Annotated in this window: 20 protein-coding genes and 1 pseudogene; 15 read left to right on the top strand and 6 right to left on the bottom strand. The window is 35.6% G+C overall.

The window, feature by feature from the left end:
- The first annotated feature begins 8 nt into the window (after window positions 1-8).
- Entirely contained in the window at window positions 9-902 is an 894-nt protein-coding gene (locus E8M05_RS09645) for an ROK family protein (RefSeq protein ID WP_003066415.1), read from the top strand.
- Window positions 903-1857: 955 nt separating this feature from the next.
- Complete coding sequence (locus E8M05_RS11630) at window positions 1858-2127, top strand: DUF3173 family protein (RefSeq protein WP_003066410.1); 270 nt, start codon at window positions 1858-1860, stop codon at window positions 2125-2127.
- A 697-nt stretch (window positions 2128-2824) separates the two neighbouring features.
- Here the strand turns inward: E8M05_RS11630 and E8M05_RS09630 are convergent.
- A complete protein-coding gene (locus tag E8M05_RS09630; RefSeq protein WP_003066409.1) occupies window positions 2825-3871 on the bottom strand; it encodes an AraC family transcriptional regulator in 1047 nt (348 codons plus the stop codon).
- 173 nt (window positions 3872-4044) lie between these two features.
- Here E8M05_RS09630 and E8M05_RS09625 point away from each other — a divergent pair, with 173 nt between their 5' ends.
- The 8 genes from E8M05_RS09625 to E8M05_RS09590 all read left to right on the top strand — a co-directional run bounded on the left by E8M05_RS09625 (window position 4045) and on the right by E8M05_RS09590 (window position 11431).
- Window positions 4045-5406: an MFS transporter gene (locus E8M05_RS09625; protein WP_003066407.1), complete on the top strand. Its 1362-nt coding sequence runs from the start codon at window positions 4045-4047 to the stop codon at window positions 5404-5406.
- Window positions 5403-6662, top strand: coding sequence for an MFS transporter (locus E8M05_RS09620; RefSeq protein WP_003066405.1), 1260 nt, complete (start codon window positions 5403-5405; stop codon window positions 6660-6662). The genes E8M05_RS09625 and E8M05_RS09620 overlap by 4 nt, the downstream gene beginning before the upstream one ends.
- A 4-nt stretch (window positions 6663-6666) precedes the next feature.
- Window positions 6667-8247, top strand: coding sequence for an alpha-L-rhamnosidase-related protein (locus E8M05_RS09615; RefSeq protein ID WP_003066403.1), 1581 nt, complete (start codon window positions 6667-6669; stop codon window positions 8245-8247).
- A gap of 3 nt (window positions 8248-8250) precedes the next feature.
- Complete coding sequence (locus E8M05_RS09610) at window positions 8251-9153, top strand: ROK family protein (RefSeq protein ID WP_041973383.1); 903 nt, start codon at window positions 8251-8253, stop codon at window positions 9151-9153.
- 147 nt (window positions 9154-9300) lie between these two features.
- The gene (locus E8M05_RS09605) at window positions 9301-9750 is read left to right on the top strand and encodes a DUF3290 domain-containing protein (RefSeq protein ID WP_003066397.1); all 450 of its coding nucleotides are present in this window, start codon (window positions 9301-9303) and stop codon (window positions 9748-9750) included.
- Between the two features lie 3 nt (window positions 9751-9753).
- Window positions 9754-10389, top strand: a complete 636-nt coding sequence (locus E8M05_RS09600) for a DUF421 domain-containing protein (protein WP_003066394.1) — start codon at window positions 9754-9756, stop codon at window positions 10387-10389.
- Window positions 10390-10475: 86 nt separating this feature from the next.
- Entirely contained in the window at window positions 10476-10880 is a 405-nt protein-coding gene (locus E8M05_RS09595) for a hypothetical protein (protein WP_003066392.1), read from the top strand.
- Window positions 10881-11002: 122 nt separating this feature from the next.
- Window positions 11003-11431 (top strand): YjdF family protein, encoded by a 429-nt coding sequence (locus E8M05_RS09590; RefSeq protein WP_003066390.1) that lies wholly within the window; start codon window positions 11003-11005, stop codon window positions 11429-11431.
- 192 nt (window positions 11432-11623) lie between these two features.
- Here E8M05_RS09590 and E8M05_RS09585 read toward each other — a convergent pair whose 3' ends face one another.
- Together E8M05_RS09585 and E8M05_RS09580 are read right to left on the bottom strand one after the other, a co-directional pair.
- The gene (locus tag E8M05_RS09585; RefSeq protein ID WP_003066388.1) at window positions 11624-14038 is read right to left on the bottom strand and encodes a flavocytochrome c; all 2415 of its coding nucleotides are present in this window, start codon (window positions 14036-14038) and stop codon (window positions 11624-11626) included.
- 13 nt (window positions 14039-14051) lie between these two features.
- A complete protein-coding gene (locus E8M05_RS09580; protein ID WP_003066384.1) occupies window positions 14052-14651 on the bottom strand; it encodes an NADPH-dependent FMN reductase in 600 nt (199 codons plus the stop codon).
- Window positions 14652-14886: 235 nt separating this feature from the next.
- On the opposite strand from E8M05_RS09580, the gene E8M05_RS09575 reads away from it, so the two are divergent.
- Window positions 14887-16092, top strand: a complete 1206-nt coding sequence (locus tag E8M05_RS09575; protein WP_003066383.1) for an L-lactate MFS transporter — start codon at window positions 14887-14889, stop codon at window positions 16090-16092.
- Window positions 16093-16446: 354 nt separating this feature from the next.
- On the opposite strand, the pseudogene E8M05_RS09565 reads toward E8M05_RS09575, so the two are convergent.
- From E8M05_RS09565 to mutY, 3 genes and pseudogenes are all read right to left on the bottom strand, one after another.
- Window positions 16447-16719 (bottom strand): annotated as a pseudogene (locus E8M05_RS09565) (GFA family protein); the annotation flags it as partial.
- Window positions 16720-17013: 294 nt separating this feature from the next.
- Complete coding sequence (locus E8M05_RS09560) at window positions 17014-18675, bottom strand: AbiH family protein (protein WP_003066378.1); 1662 nt, start codon at window positions 18673-18675, stop codon at window positions 17014-17016.
- 6 nt (window positions 18676-18681) lie between these two features.
- Window positions 18682-19836, bottom strand: a complete 1155-nt coding sequence (gene mutY / locus E8M05_RS09555) for an A/G-specific adenine glycosylase (protein ID WP_003066376.1) — start codon at window positions 19834-19836, stop codon at window positions 18682-18684.
- Between the two features lie 1588 nt (window positions 19837-21424).
- Here mutY and E8M05_RS11625 point away from each other — a divergent pair.
- The 4 genes from E8M05_RS11625 to ahpF all read left to right on the top strand — a co-directional run bounded on the left by E8M05_RS11625 (window position 21425) and on the right by ahpF (window position 24934).
- Window positions 21425-21874: a hypothetical protein gene (locus E8M05_RS11625; protein ID WP_003066374.1), complete on the top strand. Its 450-nt coding sequence runs from the start codon at window positions 21425-21427 to the stop codon at window positions 21872-21874.
- 117 nt (window positions 21875-21991) lie between these two features.
- Entirely contained in the window at window positions 21992-22618 is a 627-nt protein-coding gene (locus E8M05_RS09545; protein ID WP_003066372.1) for an AMP-binding protein, read from the top strand.
- A 205-nt stretch (window positions 22619-22823) separates the two neighbouring features.
- Window positions 22824-23384 (top strand): alkyl hydroperoxide reductase subunit C, encoded by a 561-nt coding sequence (gene ahpC, locus E8M05_RS09540; protein ID WP_003066370.1) that lies wholly within the window; start codon window positions 22824-22826, stop codon window positions 23382-23384.
- Between the two features lie 11 nt (window positions 23385-23395).
- Entirely contained in the window at window positions 23396-24934 is a 1539-nt protein-coding gene (gene ahpF, locus E8M05_RS09535; protein WP_003066369.1) for an alkyl hydroperoxide reductase subunit F, read from the top strand.
- Window positions 24935-25058 lie beyond the last annotated feature (124 nt).

Below are 25058 nucleotides of genomic sequence, written 5' to 3'. Positions count from 1 at the left end.
AGGGTCATATGGCAGTCAAATATGCTTTAGGTGTAGATATTGGTGGTACAAAAGTTGCTGTGGGACTGGTAGATGATACAGGTCATGTGGCTTATAGTTTAAAAGTACCAAGCAATAAAGAGTCGTCAGAAACCTTATTTCAATGCGTGTGTACAGCTATTCGAGAACTACTAAACAGTCAGCAACTGAATATTGAGGATATTGCAGGTATTGGAGTTGGCTTGCCAGGAAAAGTTGATGTTGAAAATGGAGTTGCAGTTTTTCAAAACAACATTCCATGGGAGAATTTTCCTGTTGTGAAGCAACTTCAAGAAGAATTTGGAAATATTCCAATAAAAATTGACAATGATGTGAAAGTAGCGGCCTATGCAGAATATAGATTGCTTTCTCTAAAAGCAGAGGATATGTTTGGTTATATTACTATTTCTACAGGTATTGCAGCTACCAATATCATAAATAACACAATTCTAAGAGGCTCTGGCTTTGCGGGCGAAATCGGTTTTATGCCAGTTCGGAGTTTCGGAAGAACAAGTGGTCTAGAAATCTCCTGCTCAGGACCAGCTATTGAACGCCAAGGGAAGCAAATGTATGGTGAAGATTTGTCAACCAAGGCAGTGTTTGATAATTGGCGTAAAGGAGATATTACAGCATCGGCTATTATTGCTAATGCGAGAGATGGTATGGTTCAAGCGATTCATAATATGATTTGTTTACTGGATCCTAAAATAATCGTTTTGGGTGGTAGTGTCGCACAAAATAACCCAGATTTTATAGAAGATATAAAGACCGTTTTGGGATTATCTTTGCATCATGAACAGAAACATATTTTAAATAATATTATCATCTCAAAAATAGATAGTGGAAATAACGGAATAATCGGATCAGCATTCCTAGTTCAATAATAGAGACTAAAATTTCATAAAAAATGAAAGATGGCTCAATCAGAGAATTTGAGAAAGAAATTGGAACCGTTGTGGCAAATCCTTCTACGATCAGTCATGACATTTCTAACATTGGAGCAACAAAATTCAAATCTTTGTAGGGAGGAAATAAAGAGAGTTTCAAGTATGAATAGGATACGGAGCCTTCCAACTGGTCATAAAAGTATATAGCAATTGAGGAATACTATGGAATATTATTTAATTGTATGAGGGCGGAAGATTATTGTTGATAAAACGGTATACAGTGGCTACTGGAATCTAGTAAATCATCAAAATAATTTACGAAGACGTGAGATTTTATTTTCCGTACTTCCGTCTTCATTGTTTGAAAAAGAAAACTTTAGATTGGAAGATATATTGCTTGATTTGACTATAGATAGTGAAAAAATTGTCGAAAAAAATTATATTAGAGCTACTATCAGAATCACTTCCGAGACTGAATGATAGTGAGATGCTTTTGATAGAATCTATATACTTTCAGGAAAAAATATTACGCTAAGTTGCTGAAGAGTTAAAAAACAGTCCATCTAAAAGTTCTAGATTAAGAGATAAAGTTCGTAGTAAGTTAAAAAACATGCTTGAAGATTCGCATAAAGTGTGAAACAGACCGAGAACTTTTTCACTCTATGTATTCTTTAAGTCCTTCGAAAATTGAATAAATCAAGGAGGGACTTGTTTGTCAAGCAGCTGAAACAGATACACGATGGAATGAGCGGGGGAATACCGAATTCAAAAATTGACTGGAAACCAATTTTCCATGACACAAATAATGTTAACGATACTTCTGAATGTTCAGGCTCTAGTCGAAAAAGGAGCAGGTGAGACTCCTATGTTGATTTCCAAATCAACTAATGTCGTGAAACTTAGTTCTGAGTAACATGCATCCGAATAATTTCGGATAGAATAGAGGTATTCTATGAAGACAATAACTTATAAAGAATTAATGAGATTGGGTTTTGCAAAAACTACAGCTAGAAAGATAATACAGCAGGTCAAAAATATTGCAATAAAGAGATTTGAAGTAGCAGACAAAAATAGTATTAATACGGTAAAATTAAGTAAATCCCATTCGATCTTGATATGCCCCCTGTCAAGTAGACAGGTTATATCTAAAAATAGTGTTTGTTTTATAAGGTCAGTCGTACAAATAAATGTGCTACTGACCTTTTTTATGCATACCACTTAGACTTGTACTTTTCAATTCGTTTATTCTTATCGCTTGGATGACATTAACCAAGCCTACAAAGATATGCAAGACCGCAAAACCATTAAATCAATGATTGTCGTGGATTAATCATAGTCAGGAACACTTTGTTTAAAAATGTTTAGTGCAACAATTATTATTGGAGACGAGTCTGAGACAAGAGTAACTCAAAGCAAAAAGCAACAGTTTTGATGCTGTTGCTTTTTGCTTTGTAGCAAGACTATCTCATGTATCTTTACTGTAACACAAATCAAACAAACTTACCATTAGAAATTGCTTCTTGTTTGTCTACTCACAAGGGGTCTTTTCTGGACGGAAAATCGAAAAAATAATGGTTGAAAACTTGGGATGCCCTATCGAACAAGTCAACTTGTCGTCTCTTAGCGGACTATCAATCAATTTCAAGTAGTAGCTGGTATGGAAAGATAAAAGAAAACTTAAACACCGTCAGCTTAAGAAAGCAGTCAGATTTTCGCACAACGCAGAGTTGATGTGGAATCAGTCTTCGGTTAGATAAAGGCTTGTTTGGGTTATAAACGCTGTAACCTACTGAAATACAACAAGAAATTAACTAATAAAAAAGAGAAACTCACACTAAATATGACTCTCTCTTTTTTATTAGCTGAGAATTCTTCTTATCTCAGAAGTGTCTTATTTTCTAGGAAGTTTATGTAAACTATCATAATAACAACTCTTTTCTATATTGCCCAGGGGTTTTTGAGAATTTCTTTTTAAAAAGTCGATTAAAATGTTCAATGTTGTTAAAACCACATTGTGTAGCAATTTGAGAAATAGGGTAAGTAGTTGATTCTAAAAGATTTTTGGCTTTGGTAAATTTGATTGATAGAACAATCTCTGTAAAAGATTCACTAGTTAATTCTTTTATCATTCGAGAACAATAGTTACTAGAAAAATTAAAATGTTCTGCTAGTTGTTTTAGAGTGATGTCTTTAAAGTGATGCTCAATATAGGCAATCATTTGAATGATAATATGATTACCTTGGAATGGTTTATATGGAAATGAAATAGAGTGTTCATAATTTTGTAGAATGAGTGAGAAGACATGAATAATCTGTGCGTTTCTAACAAGCTCATAAAATGGTTTTTGCTCCAGGGTTTGGCCATACATATCTAAAATAATATTTTTGATTTCATTATCCTTGAGGGTGTCTATCAGCATATAACTATTTTGTTCGTAGAGATAAAGTGATTGGTTAAAAAAATCTGAAATAATATTAGACTTTCTCAAAAGATTGTAAAAAATATCTTCAAAAGTTCGTCTCCAAATAATGATATTTAAGACGATACTATCATCAAATACGCCTATACTATGTGTTGTACGAGGAGGAATTAAGCAAAACTGTCCTTCGGTTAACGTAAATTTAAAATCATTTATTTCCTCTTGGCATGAACCGGATACGCAATAAACTAATTCATAAAATGAGTGTTCGTGCTTAAAAGTTGGGGTATATCGAAAATGTTTGAGGACTGTTAGTTCTTTGATAAGGTCCCGTTGATCCATGATTTCCTCATTCATAAAAGTTGGTCTCCAGCTTCCTTTAATATCCGGGACAATAAGGCGTTTTTGATATAATTCGTTAGGGTCAAATTGACTTAAAAATGATTTTTTTGAATTGAGATTTTGTTTAGCAAGATAGTATTCTCTATAAAAAATTTCATGTTCTTCATACGTTTTAAGTTTTTGCATGATTTCCTCACGATTCATATTTCTCTCCTAAATCAAAAATAGACGATACTAACGATGCATCTGCTTACAAATATTATACTCTTTCTTCTTTGAGAAGTCATAATTAATCAATTAAAATTGATATTATATATCATTTTTATTTTTGTTTTTTTATAATATACTGAAACCATCAAAGTGAAAGGGGTTTCAATATGGAGACTGCTACTTGCAAGACTTCAAAAGTTTTTCTCTGGCGACAGAGAGTTGGATATGGTGCTGCTGACTTTGCATGTAATCTTGTATGGCAGATGATATCACTTTATCTTCTTTATTATTATACAGACATTGCTGGTTTATCTGGCTTCCAGATAGCTACTATGTTTGTTATTTGCCGTATTATTGATGGAATTACTGATTTGTTAATTGGATATGCAATTGATAAAACTCAGACAAAGTTTGGAAAATCTCGACCCTATTTTTTGTGGGGTGCAATTCCTTTTTCAGTATTTGCTTATTTAGCGTTTTCTGTGCCATTAGGTTTTAGTGTTACTCATAAATTAATATATTGTTATGTGACTTACATCGGCTTATCATTCATGTATACGGTTGTTAATATTCCAATGGCTTCTATTTTACCTGCACTGGCAGATGATGCACAAGAACGGACCAATCTGGCAACGATAAGACAATTCTTTGGTTTTTTAGGTGCGACGGTTGTGTCATCTTTAGGATTAAAATTAGTTGATTCCTTTGGGCAGGGTGATCAAGCGCTGGGGTTTAGATACGTTATGTTGCTATTTGGAGTAATCAGCACATTAATTTTCTTTTTTACTTTTTTTAGTGTAAGAGAAAATGAAGTGAAGGTAAATAAAAAAATAAGTTTTGGAGCATCTATCCGTGCATTATGGCAAAATAAGCCATGGAAAATTTTTGCTTTGAATATTTTATTTATGTTTGGTGCCTATTATCTTCAATCGGGTGCGTTAGTTTATTATTTTACTTCTGTAGTAGGAGATAAGAAGTTATCAGTAGTAGTAGCAACTATCACATCTATAGTTCCCGTATTATCAAATTTAACAGTTCCATTTCTATCAAAACTAACAATCAAGCGTAATCTATTTATGATTTCGTCTTTAATTCAAGTCTTAGGAATTCTATTAATATTATTTTCTGAAAAAAATAATATCGGTATCATTACTGGAGCAATTATTTCAGGGATAGGTATGGGAATAAAAATGTCAATTTATTTCTCAATGCAAGCTGATCCAGTTGACTATGGAATATGGAAAACAGGAATAGATACTGCTGGAAGTTTATCGGCTATTAATGGTTTTATAGGAAAAGTAGCACAAGCAGTAGCTGGTGGTCTATCAGGAATATTAATTGCTATTGGTGGTTATCAAGGTGGAAGTATGACCCAAACGGATTCAGCGTTGTTTGTAATTTCAAGTATGTATCTTTATATTCCTATGATTATGATTTTAATATCAATGTTGATTATGTCATTCTATAAACTTGACTATCTACATCCACAAATTCAAAAAGAGTTATCAGAAAGGAAGATTGTATTATGAAAGAAAAAACAGTCTCATATTATCGTCCATTACTTTATAGTGCTGGATTTGGTTCAATTTTAGGTTCAGGAATTATTGTTGGAATAGCATCAACGATTACAGTTTGGCAAAAGGTTTTAAATCTAAGTGCGGGTCAAGTAGGTTTGATTTCTAGTTTATTAACATTTTCGATTGCAGCAGGCTCTTTATTAGCAGGAAATATTAGTAAAAAATTTGGTCTTATTCGTGCATTTAACTTTTTAAATATTTTTTTTATTATAGGCACACTTTTAGTTTTATTTGCTAATAATTTTGTGATGCTTGTTTGTGGCACAGTTATTGCAGGGTTTATTTCAGGAGCAGATTTACCTATCTCTTTGACAGTGATTTCTCATGATGCTCCAAATAAAAAAATTAGCGCTGAACTAGTGTCAGGAACTCAAGTGTATTGGACAGTTGGTATGTTGGTTGCAACTATTGTAGCATTTCTCACTTCAACTTTGCCTGGCGCAATGTCTGCACAGATTGTTATGGGAGTTTTGCTTATTATTGCTTGTTTAACACTTTTTATGAGAAACAATAACGCTAAACTTAAAAAGATCCATACTGAAGCACAGTATATAGAAAAGAGTGAAGAAACAGTTAAAGAAAAAGTTTCGGTATTTAAACTTTTGTTTGGAAAAGATAAAAAATATTTAATGTTCTTTATTTGTATTTTAGTGTTTTATTGTGGCTGGAATCTATTAGCTAATACTTTTGGCCAGTTTCAAACATATATGCTAGTTAAGGCTAATGCCTCACAATCTTTTGCTACAGGGTCAGGACTCATTTTAACAATGGTTTGTTTAGTGATTGCAATGATTTTTTCTAAAATTGCTGGTGGGCATCGCAGAAATGTTGCTTTCTTCTGGGGTATTGTCATCATGGTTGCCGCTTTATTAGGTCTTGCAATGAGTGGTAGCAATTTAATAATGATTGTTGTTTGGCTTGCTTTCCAAAATATCGGATCAACGTTTGCTGGTGAAGCCATTTATAAGGTATGGACACAAGAATCTTTTCCAGATAATTACCGATCAGGTATTCAAGGATTTATTAATGGCTTTTCGCGATTATGCTGTGCCGCTTTTGCACTGATTACACCGGTACTTATTTTACCAGAGAATATTCGCAGCACTATGATTGGATTTGCGGTTTTAATTGCCGTTGCTGGCGGATTTGGTTATATACAAATTCGTTTGCAAAAGAAATACGGTTTAAGTGGACAGGAAAAGGAGTAGATATATGGCTTTTACATTTCAAATGAATCATTCAATTAAGTTTAACCATGATGAGGGATTGCTAAAGAAGGCAGAGTTACTAACCCCTCCTCTGATTAACAAAGAAAAAAAGTTGGTAAGATTGGGCGAATTGACTAAAGATATCACAAAATTTGAAGGATGGACTATCAAAACTCTTGATATGAAAATAGATGATAAAGAGTATAAAAAAGATGATAGTTTGATTTTAGATTTTGGAAATCATTATGTGGGACGATTTGCTATTGATATTAACTCTGTAGGATCACCTATGGACGCTCCACTTTATATTCGACTCCGTTTTGCAGAGGTTGCAGCAGAACTATCACATGAGTCGGAAGAATATGATGGGTGGCTAGCTAGAGGTTGGATTCAGGAAGAATTTATTCATTTAGATGAATTACCAACTCTCCTTTCACTTCCTAGACGTTATGCTTTTCGATACGTTGAAATCAAAGTATTGGATACCTCTCCAAAATGGTCAGTTGTCTTTTCTAATCCAAGATTAATAACTGAATCTTGTGTTGATAGTGATAATCTTCCTTTTCCCAAAATTGAGGATATGGAGTTAGCAGCTATTTATCAAGTTGGCTTGAAAACTTTGGAAGATTGCATGACTGATGTTTTTGAAGATGGTCCTAAGCGTGATAGGCGTTTATGGTTGGGTGATCTTCGTTTACAAGCGTTGGCAAATTATGAAAGTTTTAAACAAAATGACTTAGTTAAACGCTGCTTGTATCTTTTTGGAGCTATGACTACAGAAGATGGTCGTATTTCTGCGAATGTTTTTACGAAACCCTATCCTATTCCAGATGACACCTTTTTGTTTGAATACTCGTTATTTTTTATTAGTGTTTTGCACGATTATTTAGCTCAAGAGGATGATGAAGAGTTGTTAGGGGATTTATATCCTATTGCTAAGAAGCAAATAAATACCAGTTTGACGTACATACAAGAGGATGGTAAGGTTTGTGCTGATGAAAGTTATCCTGTTTTTGTAGACTGGTCAACTGAATTTGATAAAACAACTTGTTTACAAGCTATCATGATTTATGTTTTACGACAATTTATAGAGTTAGCTCAAAAAGCAGGAGATTTTGGTATTACTGAGTACTATGAATCTGTTTTAGATAAGCTAGTAAATTATTCTAAAAATAATTTATTTGATTCGGAAAAAAATCTATTCAAGACGGAAAAAGTTGAGTATAATATAGCTAGTCAAGTTTGGATGGTTTTAGCGGGTGTTTTTCCTAAAGAAATGAATCGGAAAATTATGATGACTACAATAGAAAAATTATTCCCAATAAAAAATATTGCGACACCGTATATGTATCATCATGTGACAGAAGCTTTGTTTGTTGCTGGTTTAAAAGAAGAAGCTACTGAGCTAATGAAAAACTATTGGGGACAGATGATTCGTCTAGGTGCAGATACTTTTTGGGAAGCTTTTGATCCGGATAAGCCTGATTATTCACCATATGGTAGTCCGATTATTTCTAGTTATTGCCATGCTTGGAGTTGTACACCGGTTTATCTGATTTCGAAATATTTACATAGGGAGGAATAAGTGATGACAGAATATTTGACAGTAGATGTTGGTGGAACGGATATTAAGTATGGGGTGATGACCGCAGATGGCCATCTAAAAGAGAGTAAGAAGCAATCAACACCAGATAATTTAGCTGAATTCACACAACTTATTCAGTCCTTGATAGATCAATATTATGAGCAAGTTTGTGGCTACGCTTTTAGTGTTCCGGGAAAAATTGATACTAAAACAGAAACGATTTATTTTGGGGGAGCTCTAACTTATTTAGATGGTTTTTGTGTTGAAAGCGAATTAGAAACTTATGGTAAACGCATTTCAGTTCAAAATGATGGTAAAGCAGCAGCATTGGCAGAACTTTGGCTTGGAAATCTTAAAGGAATTGACAACGGTGTGGCAATGATTTTAGGAACTGGTGTCGGTGGAGGAATTATTCTAGACGGTCAACTTCGTATTGGACCACATTTCCAAGCAGGAGAGTTTAGCTTTATGTCATCTGATTATAGTGCTGATGACTATTCATGTGCTGGTTTTACAAGCTCTGCTGTTGGTATGGTTGAGCGTATTAATACTATGCTTGGAAATGATAATATAACAGATGGCAAGGCAGCCTTTGAAGCTATTCATGGTGGTAATAAACAAGCTATTTCAATTTTTGAAGATTATTGCTATGTTATCGCTAATCAAATTCTTTCCATTCAAGGAATCTTGGATGTAAAACGATTTGTTATTGGTGGAGGAATTAGTGCTCAAAAAATTCTGGTTGAAGAAATCAATCGTCAATTTAATACTATTATTAAGTCTAATCCTATCCTAGAAGTTAATATACCAAAAGATATTGAGATTATGGCAACGAAATTTGGTAATGATGCTAATCTCTATGGTGCTCTGTATAATTTTTTGCAAAAAGTAGAAAATCGTTATTAATTAACTGTTAAATACCGAATAAAGCTGGTTTTTAAAATAATTTTAAAAACCGGCTTTATTGTTTAAAAGACAAACATACTTCTTTATTTTGACAATTAGAAATAGTATAATGATGAACTAAGTTAGAGATAGTTAAGGATAAGAAGTATGAATTTTTATAATTTGGAGTATATTACACAAAATCAATCATTTAATCTAGTGTTTCGTTCGGTAGTTTTGATTATGTTACTTGTGATTGTCATGCTTACAAGTCTCCATTATATGCGTAATCGACTTAAGACGCGTTTGCGAGATATTAGTATCGGAATTGTGGTTTTAATGTTAGTTCTTTTAGGTATACAAGTCGAAGACTATATGCAAAATAATCATGATTTTTCACAATCGCAGGTTTTGGTGAAATTTATTGAAAGTGTTGCTACCGATAATGATATTTTGCCAGAAGATATTTTAGTTAATTCTACAGTATTAAAGGATGGTATTATTGTACGTTACAATAAGGAGGACTACACTGTTCATCTTAATAACGATAATAATTCTTATACACTTGAATGCACACATGTGATTGATCATCATGTCTATATTAACGGAGGAAGATAATTGATGAATATGTATCTCTTAGTAAGCATTAAATTTCTTTTGGGGATTCTTGTCATGATTTTACAAATTAACATTTTAGGAAAATATGAATTTTCGGTAAACACTCCACTGAATCAGATTCAAAATTATGTTCTTGGTGGCATTATTGGTGGGGTTATCTATAATAATTCTATTTCAATTTTAACTTTTCTCATTATTTTATTGATTTGGTCGTTGGTAGTAATTATTGTAAAACTGCTAATTAATAATAAAATAATCAAAGCTATTGTCGTTGGAAATCCTGTGATTTTGATAAAAAATGGTAAGGTTAATGTTGAAAATTGTGCTCAAGTTGGCTTATCAGCAGATCAACTGATGCTTCATTTGAGAATGGAAGGTGTGAACTCTACCAAGGATGTTAAAAGTGCTATTATGGAACCAAATGGTAAGTTAACAATTTTAGATAAAAATTCTGAAACTCCTAAATTTCCACTTATCAGTAATGGACGTATTAACTATGATGTTCTTGAATTGATTGACCATGAAGAAGAGTGGTTATTTAAAAAACTTAATAAGCAAGGGATTAAATCCCCAAAGGAGATTTTTTTAGCAGAATATCAAAACAAGGAATTATACTTAGTACCTTATTCAGAAGAATAAACTTACCAAATTTGGTGAGTTTTTCCTCCCGAAATTTTTCGGGAGGTTTTTCTTTCTTTTTTCGAATAAATAGGTAGGAGGGAAAAATGAGAGTAGTGAGTGTGTTGGGGTTGTTACTCCTATCTTTTTTATTTTATTGTGGTGATGTTAAGGCTGAAACGGCTGATAATATTTGTTTTGTTACGCTTGATGCGGTGAAAGAAAAAATGGCGGCTAAAGAGGAATTTTTCCTTTTTGTTGGTCGTTTGGATAATGTGGATACGCAGAGAGGTTTGGAACGGCTTGAGGCTGTAGAACAAACAATTTATTTTCTTGATACTAAGAAAATTGATTATGTTGCTTATAAGAAATTTGCCAAGAAATACAACATCAGAACCATGACACATTTGGGACATTTTAAAGGGAAATATCAATTTGTGGTGGCTAATGTCTTTACGGTAGATTTGCCAAGTTTTCTAGGTTATCAAGGTATTCTCTTTCAAAATCAGTAAAATCTGATATACTAAAGCTGACATAAAAACACATCGCAGTTGGTAGTCTGTGAGTACAACATGTATCAGTAACCTTCCCCTTCCGAGGTCGTCCATTGTCAATTTTTTAAGGAGGGGCTGTTATGAAAATGACAGTATATTTTGATGGGGCATTTTGGTCGGCTTTGATTGAATTTACGGATTCGAAGAAACGTTACAAGGCTTTTCGTTACGTGTTTGGCCAAGAACCAAAGGATGATGATATTCTAAACTTTATTGATGTTTCTTTGGGAAAATGGCTGCGCAGGTATGATAAGGTCGAAGTAAGCTCTGAGTTTTCAGCGCCAGCTATTTCACAGAAAAAACGAAATCCAAAACGAGTGCAACGTGATATCAATAAGGCAAAGTGTAAGCCTGTGGTGTCAACGAAAGCTCAGCTTGCTATGCAGGAAATGCGTGAGGAAGTCAAGAAAGCTCAAAAGTCTAAGCAAAAAGTGAAGCGTGAGCTAGAAAAGGAACGAAAATACTTGCTTAGGCAAGAAAAGCGTCATCAGAAAAAGCGGGGACATTGAAAAGAAAAAAGTTTAAGTTTTCTGTAAGAAAAAATTTAGGTTTAGTTAAGCAAGCGGCTCTATACTATAAACAATCCTAATAAACTTTCTTTTTCATAATCTCCTAGAGAGCCCTAGCTTGAAGAAGCTGGGGTTTTCTTTTGTTATCTGAAAATAAAAAACAAGATGAGAAATTCTCACCTTGTTTTTAGCTTAACCAAGATATTCTACGATAGCGGTGTCGGTTGCGATGCGACCGAATGTGAAAATGTCTGTTAGAGAATTTCCACCGAGGCGGTTACCGGCGTGGAGTCCGCCTGCAACTTCGCCAGCTGCAAAGAGCCCTTTAATCGTTTTCCCGTTTTCGTTAATAACATGGGCTTTGGTATCAATTTTCAAACCACCCATGGTATGGTGAACGGCTGGTTTGCGTGGTGTCGCGTAAAATGGTGCTTTTTCGACTTTGAGGTCGAAGGCACCTTTGTCAAATTCGGGGTCATGACCAGCATCAACGTATGAATTGTAATTGGTGATTGTTTCTACCAGAATGGCTGGGTCAATATTGATTTGCTCTGCTAATTCTTCCAAAGTATCAGCGCGGAAAAGCGTTCCAGCTTCTACTTGAGCATCAATTTTTTCTTGGCTTGTATTATAAGCTGTTTCTTTGATATTTTCATCAGCAATCAAGTAGAAAAGTCCACCATTATCAATTGCCGCTTGGGACAATTGGTCACGGCTGCCGTATTCATCAACGAATCGTTTTCCTTTGGTATTGACCATGATAAAGTTAGCTGGTGGAACTTGGAGACCTGAGAAGAGAGCACCAGTAACTGGGTCTGATACGGGCATCATTTGGCTGAATCCCATTCCAACCAAGTCAGCACCGACGGATTGACCAAGTAAAATGCCGTCACCAGTGGCTGCTGGGGTATTAGACGTGGCAATGTCGTCATCAATTTCTGACCAATAAGTATTGTACTGTTGAAGCATTTTAGTATTTGCCCCAAAACCACCTGTTGTCAGAATGACAGCTTTCCCGTTTACGGTAATGGTTTGACCATTGCGTCCTGTTCCCTTAACACCTGTGACAATATCATCTGTAATAAGCAATTCTTTGACTTGTGTATCTGTTAAAATAATGCCACCATTTTTTAAAACAAAGTCTTTCAAAACAGAAATAAAGGCAACGCCCATTGGAACTTTTGGTTTATGACCGCGGCGCCAGAGAGCTCCAACTGGCATGGTGACTTCGTCACGGACAAATTCAACACCGATATTTTCCAGCCAGCGGACAGATTCGAGAGCTCGCTCGGTTAAAATACTGATTAATTGATAATTTCCGTGAATTTCATTGCCTTTAAGGTCTTTTCGTTTACCGCCAAGATAAGTTTGGATACGGTAGAGTAATTTTGAATCAAAGAGATAAGTGGGGTTTTTGAGGTATTCTTCGATTTCAACTTTTAAAGCACGGAAGTCATCGATAAATTCAGGGTCGATTGTTGCTTCGTCAATGTCATGCAATTCCTGAAGCGTATTAGCTTCACCAGGGTTAGCAGCAAATGTATTTTGCCAAGCAGGGTCAGGAGCATTCATTGGTCCACCGGCACGAACAGTGTTTCCACCAACAGATGGGAATTTTTCAACGACAACTACTTGTTTACCAGCTTGAAGGGCGCGAGCTGCAGCAGCAAGTCCTGCTCCGCCACCACCGACAACAACGAGTTCAGTATTGTAAGTTTTATCTTCTTTATCAAGCGCTGATGGTGCTTTTGGACGTGAGCGGAGCGCATCTGGATTGGCCCCTGCTTGTCGAACAGCACGAGCAACTCCGTCAAGAACACCATTTGATGTCACCGAAGCACCTGACACCGCATCGACATTTAAAGTTTGTCCCTCAATAATTTCACTTGGGATACGAGTAAAGACAACGTCAGCAATTCCACCTGTTTCACCAGAAGAATCAATGTCAATAGCTTCAATACGTTCTTCTGAAAGGGTTACGGACATTGGCAAATCTCCGTTGTGCCCAACTGTCGTGACTTGATAAGTACCAGGTTCAAAACGAACTTCTTCTGGTTCATTGAGTTGATTGGCAATGGTTGCAAAGCGAAGGAATCTGAAGAAACATGATTCTAGAAAATCAATAGTTCCTTGGTCTTTAAGGTCACCATTTTCATCAAAAGCAGTTTGGACACGTCCTAGTAAAAATTCACTTCCTGGCATGACAGTAGCATTAACACCTGGTGCATCCAAAATTTGGCGGAGATGCAATTGCGCACGAGATGAGCCTTGAATGTCATAAGAGGCTCCAACAATCATGGTTGGCTTGCCAGCTAAAGGATGAATGTTGAAAGAAAGCCACTCAAGAAGGCTGTTTAAGCTTGAAGGAATCGTGTGGTTGTGTTCAGGTGTGGCAATGATAACACCGTCCGCTTCTGTGATTTTGCTATTAAATTCTTGGATAATGGCTGACTCGGTCTGGTCATCTGTTTCATTGAACATTGGTACATCTGTGATTTCTAAAATCTCGATGTCTGCCTTTTTGGCAAAATGTCTTGCCATGTATTGTAATAGCAGTCGATTATATGATTTTTTGGCGTTAGTTCCGACAATAGCGACTAATTTCATAACTTGTCACCTCCTATTTGGCTTCCCAAGCAAATGCTCTTTTGCGGTCTGTGTCTGCTTGGCTAACGATTTGATTACTAATCTCAACAAATGATTGGAATTCTTTGAAATTGTCTTCAAGTTCGGCGACTTTTTCAGGGTTATTGAGATTAAAATCATCATCTAAAACTTGTTCAGAATGTCCGAGGAAGAATTCTGTTCCTGGCATGATGCGTGCTTTTAATTCAGGGGCATCAAGGATTTGACGGAGATGAGCTTGTGCGCGTGAAGTACCGAGAGCACCAAGAGAAGCCCCAACAATCATGGTTGGTTTATTGATAAGCACACGGCTAGTGTAGGCAATCCATTCAAGTGCAGAGGCAAGTGGCGCAGGAATCGTATGGTCATATTCTGGAGTTGCGATAATGACACCATCTGCGCTAGCAATTTTTTGAGAAAAATCAGCGACAGGAGCAGGAGCTAGCTTATCTTCTGGTTCGTTGAAAGCTGGCAAGCCCTTGATTTCAAGGATTTCAATATCAGCTGAATCAGAAAAATGCTTCGCCATAAATTTTAATAATTTTCGGTTGGTAGAACGGTCTGAATTCGTTCCAACGATAGCAACTAATTTCATATAGTTTACCTCTTTTACACAAATAATTACCTATATCATACTCCTTTTTTAAACAAAATGTAAACGTTTTTATAGATAACCTATGATAGTATCAGATTTCAATGCTATAATACAATTCTCTGATTTTTTTAGTATTTTAGTATTATTTTTTATAATGTAAGCGTTGACATTTTGAGGCGATTTTGTTATTATCTTTGTCAAAATAAGGCAAATATAATCTAAAAGGAGGTTCCTTATGGATAAAAAAATAAATCGTTGGCTAGTGCTGGTAGCCTCGACTACTATCTTGCTATGTACGGGTGCAGTTTATGCTTTTTCAACTTTTGCGCAGCCTTTGAGTGAACAGACAGGCTGGACAATGCCCCAAATCATGTTAGCTTTTTCCATTAATTCAGCTATTGGTCCGATTCCGATGATTTTAGGCGGATATTTTGCGGATAAAGGCTGGGTGAAGTGGTCAATTGCGATTGGTGCGATTCTTTTTGCTAGTGGTTTTTATCTCACTGGTACGGCAACTAGTTTAGCGCAGTTGTATATTTACTACGGTTTGATTGCAGGGCTCGGTCAAGGTTTTGCTTATTCTGGTTGCTTGTCCAATACCTTACGACTGTTCCCAGATAAGCGTGGCCTAGCTTCTGGGATAATAACAGGCGGTATGGGTTTAGCGGCTGTTTTTGCTTCACCGATTGCTAATAGCTTGATTTTATCTCATGATGCTCAGTACGCCTTTCGGACAATTGGTCTAGCTTATATTGTCATCGTTCTTGTGGCAAGTGTCTTTGTCCAAAAAGCACCTGCAGGATATAAGCCTGACGGTTGGAATCCACCGACTTCGTCAGCGCAAAATGTGGTTAACAAAACATGGATTGACATGCTAAAGACACCAGTTTTTTACGTTGTTATTGCGATGTTTTTTGTCGGAGCTTTTTCAGGACTTATGATTGCTTCAAATGCTCGGACGATTGGCACGTCAATGTTTGGGCTTTCGGCAACGGTCGCCGCTCTTTATGTATCACTCTATTCAATTGCTAATTCGAGTGGACGTTTTATCTGGGGAACTGTTTCAGATAGGATTGGGCGTTCAAATACCCTCTATATTATTTTCACCGTTATTGTCTTAGCGCTCGCGGTTCTGGCATTTGTTCCAGGACAAGCTGGTTTTGCTGTTGGTATTATTGGGCTTGGCATTTGTTTTGGGGGTGTCATGGGAGTTTTTCCGTCAATTGTTATGGAAAATTATGGTCCCGCCAATCAAGGTGTAAACTACGGTATCGTGTTTACAGGATATTCAGTAGCAGCTTATTTTGCACCAAGTATCGCTTCAAATATAGCAGTAGCAAATAATGGCAGCTTCTCAATTGCATTTTACATTGCTATCATATTAGCACTTGCAGGGCTCTTGCTCAATTTCCTATACGGGAAAATTAGCCAAAAAGCTTAAATAAAAATAAGGCTGAGACAAAAAGTGCTCAGCTTCTTTGGTTATATAGTTATTATTTACAAGACGCAGTGGTTGAGTGGGTTCTAATGTGCTAATAAATCAGCTTTTACAACCCTTTTGACATCAAGCTGCACTTGACTTCATTTCCAACCTCAAAAGGTTCCCCAAACCTTTTGAGCCATGCGGGGGTGGGAGTAAAACAGTTCAGTGAACTGTTTTAGGTCAGCAACAAGAAATTAAGACTTGCTGAGAAATCAAGTTTCTGTGAAACTACTGATTCGCTTTTTAATTTTTAGGCTCATGAATAAAGTCTCCACTGGAGATTTTATTTGTTTCACTTCCATTTTGTTTCAATCATTCAAGCCATGGGAATTTCTGGCTGTTGTGAATGTGTTTGCGTTCGAGTAAGGTTAAGTCTTGTTCGCAACGGTCAATTGTTTCCAGTTTTAAAGTAACTTTATCTGGCATATCATCTTTGATGTGGTAAATTTGGCTGTGATAATTCTTGCAATAATAGCGGTATTTTCCTTTAGAGGATTCATAAGTCACAATCTCATCTGCACCAAATAAGATTTGAAAATCTTCAACGTTGACCAAAGAATTAACCGAAAAAGCCGATGCCGAAGCTTTTTGGCAGGCGGTAAGTCAGAAATCTATGATTTCGTTGACACACCCCCGTCAGGATGATTAGGATTGTCATAGTCCAAGGGACGAAGAGAATCCAATCAGCTACGACGTTAAGAACAGTGGCAACAAACGATAGGTCCTAACAGTTTTTTGGTTTGGTAAGTGACAGTGTAACAGAGACAGGAACCAGTAATCATTTTATTTCTCCATTTTCAGATACTCTTTTAACATTTTCTTTTGTGGGGTTGCCATGGGGGATTGTGATAATATTTCGTGAAAAGCGGTGTCAAGGGTCTAGAATGTATTTATTTGGGTGCGCTTTTTAGATTCATATATAATTGTTTCAATTTCGTCCAATTTAGAGGCATCTATAAAATGTACAAGATTGTTAGCAGTTAATTCAATTAACTTATCTTTTCCTAAGATAGCGGATAAATTACGAACTTTTGATTTTAAATCTATAGTAGATTGTATCTCTGTCTTGCCGTAGTGTAGAATGATTATTTCCATACGTAATGGGGATGAGGAAGTGTTTGTAATGTTATCTAATTCATCAAATATTTTTTTGAAAATTTCTTGATCTAACACATCTAGTGAATGACCATAAATTATAACACGAACAAGATTATTAGAATGATCTAAATTGAAAAATGAACGATATTTTGAACCTGTTTTTTTAACGATTCTTTGAAATGTTTTTTGAAAATCTATTAGATCATCATCAATGATATTATGGTCAATATCTTCAATTCCAAGTACCAAGTTTGATGTCTCAATTGTATCTTTAGTGAAATTTAGCTTTCCGTGAATGTAATGAATGTTATTATCTGGAATATTATAAAGTTGTTGAGCAGTATCGGTATAATTAAATGTTAGTATATCATCGACTTGTTCAAAAGGTGATAAAATTTTTGGAATTTCAAATTTACTTTCGTCCTCAATTTTATCAAGGTATGTTAAATATAATTCAAGTAGAAATGTGAAAGAATTTAGCGCTTTAACTAGTTTACTATGATATTCTTCAAAAGCAGTGGTTAGGTTGCTGTGCATAGGCTGTGGTGGCTGATAATTGCTGTTGGGTCTTAAATTGGGATGAAATGTATATCCAATGTCTTTAATTAAAAAGTTGATATGAGTACTGTTTGGCAAAAAAGAAAAGTGTTTTTCAATTTCTTTGGTAAGTGTCTTGAGTTCGTTATCGGTAAGGTAATTGTCAATAAATAGTTTGGTATACTCTTCTTCTAACTCTTCAATTTTTCCTTTTAATTCTACAAAGCCATTAATTAAATGAGAAATATGTTGTTCGAGACTTGACCAGTTATCGAGGGAATCTCTATTGAGCAATATAAAGTCTAAAATAGGATTTTTAAATTTTAAAAAGAATTCATAGTAAGATAAACTGATTATGTAATCGGATTTTGAAGCCATTTTTTTAAATCCACTATTAGTTTCCACTACATCTAAAAGGGCACTAAGGTTAATAGGATTACATTTTTCAATTTCTTTTTGAAGTTTTTCTTCTAGGGATTTTATAAATAACTCTTCAAATGACTCACCTGGTGGGTACTGAATGCCATGTCCGTAAAAGGAGTTATACAAGTTATTAAATGTTTTTTCTCTTCCTTGGAAAGAAACTTCACATTGAAAATATTCGTAGTACTTATCCAAATATTTTAACTTTTCTTCGGTAAGATTACGTAAATTATTTTGTTCACTATATTTTTTTACTAAAAAATTAATAAATTCTAAAACAAGATTTTTTTGAAATAGTTCATATTGATCGATAAAAGATTCTTTACCATATAAGGTATAGTTATCGCACAAAGAATGAGAAATTGATTCATTGGGAAATCCTGTTATTTGACAAGCAAACTTAATAAAATCTTCATAGCTGGTTTTACGCTTGATTGCAAGGTCAAAACCATTACCGATTACTAAAATATTTTTTATTTCCAATTCTGTCTAAGTCTCCTTTCCTAAATACTCTTTTAACATTTTCTTTTGTGGGGTTGCCATGGGGTAGGTGGAAAGTTGGTCTTGTGCGACCCAGCGGAGTTCCTTATCTTTGGTAAATTCATTTGAGTTGACTGAGCCTTCGATGAGTTCGATTGTCCATTTTTGGTGGCTAAAGGTATGCTTGACGTGATTGAAGGTTTTATTTGTCCAAGTTGGGTTTAGTTGATAATCTTCCTTAAATAACGTTTTTTGCGACGTTGTTTTGAGAGTGTTTTTGGCATTATCTGTTTCAAATAAATCAAGCTGTTGCCCAATAAAATCAGTTTCCATGATTGGAAATGACCAGAAACCACCGAGCAAGCGTCCGTCAGTATTCTTTTCTAATAGGAAATCACCTTTGCTGTTGCGAATGATAAAAGCTTGAATTTGCAACGGTTTTGGCTTTTTCTTTGGCAATTTGATAGGGTATTTGTCATAAGTGCCGTGTAAATAAGCTGCGCTGAAAAAGCGAATTGGTGATTCATCTGGGCGAGGATTTTTAGCAGACTCAATATCTGTGCCCAAATCCATAAGTGCTTGATTGAAATCCCCAGGGCGTTCAGGGTCAATGAGCACTTCCATAATAGCTTGAAAAATTTTGCGATTTTTAGGGTCACCAATATCATAATTGACCTCAAAAAGCCTTGCCATAACACGCATGACATTGCCGTCCACAGCTGGTTCGGGAAGGTCAAAAGCAATGCTTGCAATCGCACCAGCCGTATAAGGTCCAATTCCTTTTAAGGAGAGAATATCATCATAAGTGCTAGGAAATTCGCCATTAAAATCGTCCATGATTTCTTGCGCAGCTTTTTGCATATTGCGCACGCGTGAATAATAACCTAAGCCTTCCCACGCTTTAAGTAATTTTTCTTCAGGAGCTTTGGCGAGAGCGTCAACGGTTGGAAACCAAGCTAAAAAGCGTTCATAGTAGGGAATAACAGTAACAACTTGTGTTTGTTGCAACATGATTTCAGACACCCAAATGTGATAAGGATTTTTGGTTCTGCGCCAAGGCAAATCCCGTTTTTCATTGTCATACCAAGCAAGCAGCGTGCGACGAAAAGAAGCAATTTTCTCATCATCCCACATCTCAATGCTATAATCAGTAAAATTAATCATAACTCTATTTTAGCAAAGAATGATTTCTTTGAATAACAAAAACGCTTATTATTTTATTTCATCAAAAATGAGATTTTTGACTATTTTTTAGAAAAATGAGTATTTAGGTATTGACAAAAGTAAGCGGTTACATTATAATAAAGGTGTAAAGAAGGATGACAAAAGTAACGAAGTAAGGAGGTAACAGTTCTTATGATGAAACCACATGTCGCTCGGTACAAAAATGGTGATTGGTCTCCTAGTCGGGGTAAGTAGGCACAGTTGACTTTACGGAGGTGGCGCTTATGTTAGCTTTTAACTTAGGACGCTATAAAGATGGTGATTAAGCATCTTGTTTAGCCTTGAAAACCAAATCTTGTAACAAAGTACATCGGAGGAACGCCTTATGTTGATGTTTAATGTAGGTCGTTACAAAAATGGAGACTAACGACTTGTTGTAGAAAATAGCGATAAAGGAGTGATGTCACATTTTAGGTGAAAAAATATTATTGGAAGTAAGCGGTTAGAAATGGCTAGTGCAAGAAATATTGTCGGTTGATCTTGTTGCTAGTAACAGTAGTAATCGAAAGGGCTTCTAATCATGTTGCTTCCATGTTTAAAAAAAGCTTTTAAAGAAAGTTGTGATAGATATGAAAGCAATCAATGTAGGCCGTTACAAAAATGGAGACTCTAAACAGATATGGCGACGAGCCAGTCGCTGTATCAATCAAACAACAGAAAAATAAATTAAAAATTAGGTGATTATTATCGTTGTTATGTGAGTATTTTCAGATTAATGGAGGTATCTTATGAACGTAGCAAGATATAAAAATGGTGATACCTTAGCTAGTTGCAGAAAATAGCTAAAGGAGTGAAACCAATGTAAAAAGTAGTGATAAAAAAGTCGTGGAGGTATGTACAATGCTGAAAATGAATTTAAGTCGCTATAAAAATGGAGATAATAATCCAACAGCCTAACTCCTTATGAGATTGGTATGTTGGTAAAACATACGCAATATTTTTAAAAGGATCTGGAACACTTAAGTGTTCCAGATTTTTTGTTTTTTCTAGCTTATTTTTAAAGGAAAATTCGTAGTGACTAATATTCTAATCACTTTTTTCTTTTGCCGGGCCTAAGATAGACTTAAGTTTTTAGGTGGATAATGGTTGCCAAGTAAATTTAACAGAAGGAGTAGCTATTTTACCAACAGAAGCGAAAAAAGAAGAGCTATCTTTATGAGGTTGACCTCACGCGCTGTATTTTTATTTTTGGAGTGCTGATTAATCAAGTTAGTTCTCTATTTACCAACGCCGTAAAAGTTCAGGAGCTTATGAATTATTCACTTAGTGCCCCATTTTACACGTATGCGGTTTATGTTTGTCACGGGACTTGTGCGATTTTTAGGAAATTATAAAAGGGCCATTTGGATATTGTACCTTATTTTTGCAATCATGCTTTGGTTGTATAATCAATTTGTGAATCGACGTAACTTTATTATTTCCATTTCAGCACTTATTCAGTGGCTTTTCTTTTTTATATCAAATACATTTTCTCACATTAAGACCATACGAATTGGCTATATTTTTCCCGTTCTTACGGAATGTTTGTTTGGACTTATCAATTTTACTTTATGGCTATTACTTATGTCATTACGATAAAGTCATGACATTTTTGGTGACTTATCAAAAGCGAATTTATGCGATAACCGCTTGTCTAAGTCTGGGGACGATAGGGCTTTATTATTACAATACAAAGATTCTTGGGTTAAGTCGTCATTATGCGCATTTGGTTCATCAGTCTTACATGATGATTTATGCGATTTTCATGATTGTAACGATATTTGCGCTTAGTTTGCATTACGCTAAAAGTCGTGAAAAACCAAGTCTCCAATGGTTACGTCGCTCAGTTGATTTGTCGTCGAAATTATCATTTGGGATTTATCTGACGCAAACAGCCTCTCTTGCCATTTATGGCTTAGTGATTGATTGGATTAATCCGTATTTGAGTGATGTAGTTTTCCATTGGGTTATCTTTTGGTGTTGGGTGGTGCGTGGCTAATTTCTTATTTTTGCTACAAAGTATCGCCGTTTGGCATTTTAATTGGTCGTCCAAATCATATAAAGAAAGGAAATTAAGATATTCATGACATAGTTAGTTGATGATTTAAAGGCACGTTTGTTGGAAAATGCGGAGCGTGACTTTTTTAAAGCTATCTCTCTTAATTACTGGTTTACGGGGCAAGATGTGGAAGATGATATTGCTATTTTTCAAGAGGCTTTTAGGCGGAATGGTCTTGGAAAAGATGATGTCGTTTTTATGGCTCTGGAAAATTCAGCGGTTTATATTCCGATGAATCAGGCAATGTGGCGTTATGGGATTACCGCACATTCTGTAGCAAGTACAACACCGATTGCAGAATTGGTAGCCGATTATGATGAGAATCAGTATCTTGCTATGATTTTCAATCAGGAAAAAGCAGCTGCTTTCAAAGAAAATGCTGAATTGCACTACGAAGTGTCACATCTTAAAACATTTCCAGATTTGGTCTTGCTAAGTCGTAAGGACAATGATAATACGTATAAAGAAATGACACCAACTGAAGATACCTTAGGCTGGATTTTGAATACGTCTGGGACGACAGGAAAGTTTAAGCAAGTTGGACTTTTACACCGTTTTATGCGCTTAGCTGGTGAGGATAATTTTGTGTTGCACCGCATGACAAAAGAAGTTGATGAGCTTTTAAGCCTTGTTGGTTTATCGGATTTTGCGAATCATTCTCCAGATCATTTGTCAGGAGGGTGAAAATATCGATTGATTTTCTCAGTTTTTTGTTTGGAATTGAAATTAATAGATATTTGGTATCACTTATAAAATTGTTATACAACTATAGAACATATTGTTGGACATTGTGCAAAGGTTTACATATAATGTAGGGGATTGAAAGTGTTTAATTATTTTAGACATTTTTAATCAACTATAATGAATAAAATAATAGGAGGACTAGCACATGTCACTTATTGGAAAACCTATCGTTGAATTTTCAGCAGATGCTTATTATAATGGAGAGTTTATCAAGGTATCAAATGATGATTTACAGGGAAAATGGGCGATTTTTTGTTTCTATCCCGCTGATTTCTCATTTGTTTGCCCAACGGAACTTGGTGATTTACAAGAACAATATGCAGAGCTTCAAAAACTTGGTGTTGAAGTGTATTCTGTTTCAACAGATACGCATTTCGTTCATAAAGCTTGGCACGATGATTCTGATGTTGTCGGAACAATCACTTACGCTATGATTGGTGATCCAGCCCATGTTTTATCAGAAGGCTTTGAGGTTCTTGGTGAAGATGGTTTGGCACAGCGCGGCACATTTATCGTGGATCCTGATGGTATTGTTCAAGCCGTTGAAATTAATGCCGATGGCATTGGACGTGATGCAAGTACTCTTTTAGATAAAGTGCGTGCTGCACAATATATCCGAAAACATCCAGGAGAAGTTTGTCCTGCAAAATGGAAAGAAGGAGAAGACACATTAAAACCAAGTTTGGATTTAGTAGGTAAAATCTAAGGAGGTTTTATATGGCATTAGATGCAGAAATCAAAACACAATTGTCGCAATATCTTGCATTAATTGAATCTGATATTGTTTTTCAGGCTAATCTTGGAACAGATGAAAATTCTAAAAAAGTCAGAGATTTCATTGATGAAATCGTCTCAATGAGTGATAAGATTGGTTTTGAATCAAAGAAGCTTAGTCGTATGCCTGCTTTTCGAATTGCTAAAAAAGGACAAGAATCTGGTGTTGAATTTGCCGGCTTACCACTGGGACATGAGTTGACTTCATTGATTCTGGCACTTTTACAGGTTTCTGGACGACCACCAAAAGTAGATGAGGAAGTCATCAACCGAATTAAAGCTATTGATACTCCTCTTCATTTTGAAACTTATGTCAGCCTTAGTTGTCATAATTGTCCGGATGTTGTACAAGCTTTTAATATTATGGCTGTGATTAATCCGAATATTAGCCATACCATGATTGAGGGAGGTATGTTCCAAGATGAGGTCAAGGCTAAGGGGATTATGTCCGTTCCAACCGTTTTTCACAATGATGAAATACTGACTTCAGGACGTACCAACATTGAGCAATTACTTGATTTGATTGCAGGACCAGTGTCAGAAACGACATTTGCAGATAAGGGAATTTTTGATGTCTTGGTTATTGGTGGCGGACCGGCTGGAAATAGCGCAGCTATTTATGCTGCACGAAAAGGAATCAAAACAGGCTTATTAGCTGAAACGTTTGGTGGACAAGTGATGGAAACCGTCGGAATTGAAAATATGATTGGAACACCTTATATAGAGGGACCAGTGCTTATGTCCCAAGTAGAAGAGCATACCAAATCATATGATGTCGATATCATGAAAGCTCAAAAAGCGATAGCTATTCATAAAAAGGATGTTATCGAGGTTACGCTAGCTAATGGTGCGATTCTAAAATCTAAAACAGCCATTCTATCTCTTGGTGCCAAATGGCGTAATATTAATGTTCCGGGAGAAGTTGAATTTAGAAATAAGGGAGTCACTTACTGTCCTCACTGTGATGGACCACTCTTTACAGATAAAAAAGTAGCTGTCATTGGTGGTGGTAATTCAGGGCTTGAAGCTGCCATTGATTTAGCAGGACTTGCTAGCCATGTCTATATTCTTGAATTTTTACCAGAATTAAAAGCTGATAAAGTCTTACAAGATCGTGCAGAAGCACATGATAATATTACTATTTTGAAAAATGTTGCCACAAAAGAAATTTTGGGTGATGAGCAGGTTACTGGACTAATTTATACGGATAGAGAAACTGGCGAGGACAAAACACTTGACTTAGAGGGAGTCTTTGTTCAAATTGGTCTCGTTCCCAATACTGACTGGCTAAAAGATTCTGGAATTGACCTTAATAATCGTGGTGAAATTATTGTGGATAATCAAGGGAGTACAACTGTTTCAGGTATTTTTGCAGCTGGCGACTGTACAGATCAAGCATACAAGCAAATTATTATTTCTATGGGAAGCGGAGCTACTGCAGCCTTAGGGGCATTTGACTACCTTATCAGAATGAATGATTAATTTTTAGGTTGAAGAAAAATCCTATTTTGGATTATTTTCTTCAATCTTTTTTATCTTATAATCAAAAAATATAAACTTTGGCGATATTTCTGTTGTAAGGATTATAAGAATTTTGTTATTGGTA

It is taken from the genome of Streptococcus pasteurianus (assembly GCF_004843545.1).
Classification (GTDB): domain Bacteria; phylum Bacillota; class Bacilli; order Lactobacillales; family Streptococcaceae; genus Streptococcus; species Streptococcus pasteurianus.
Note: the sequence above shows the minus strand (reverse complement) of the source record. Positions and strands in the feature narration are given on the sequence as shown.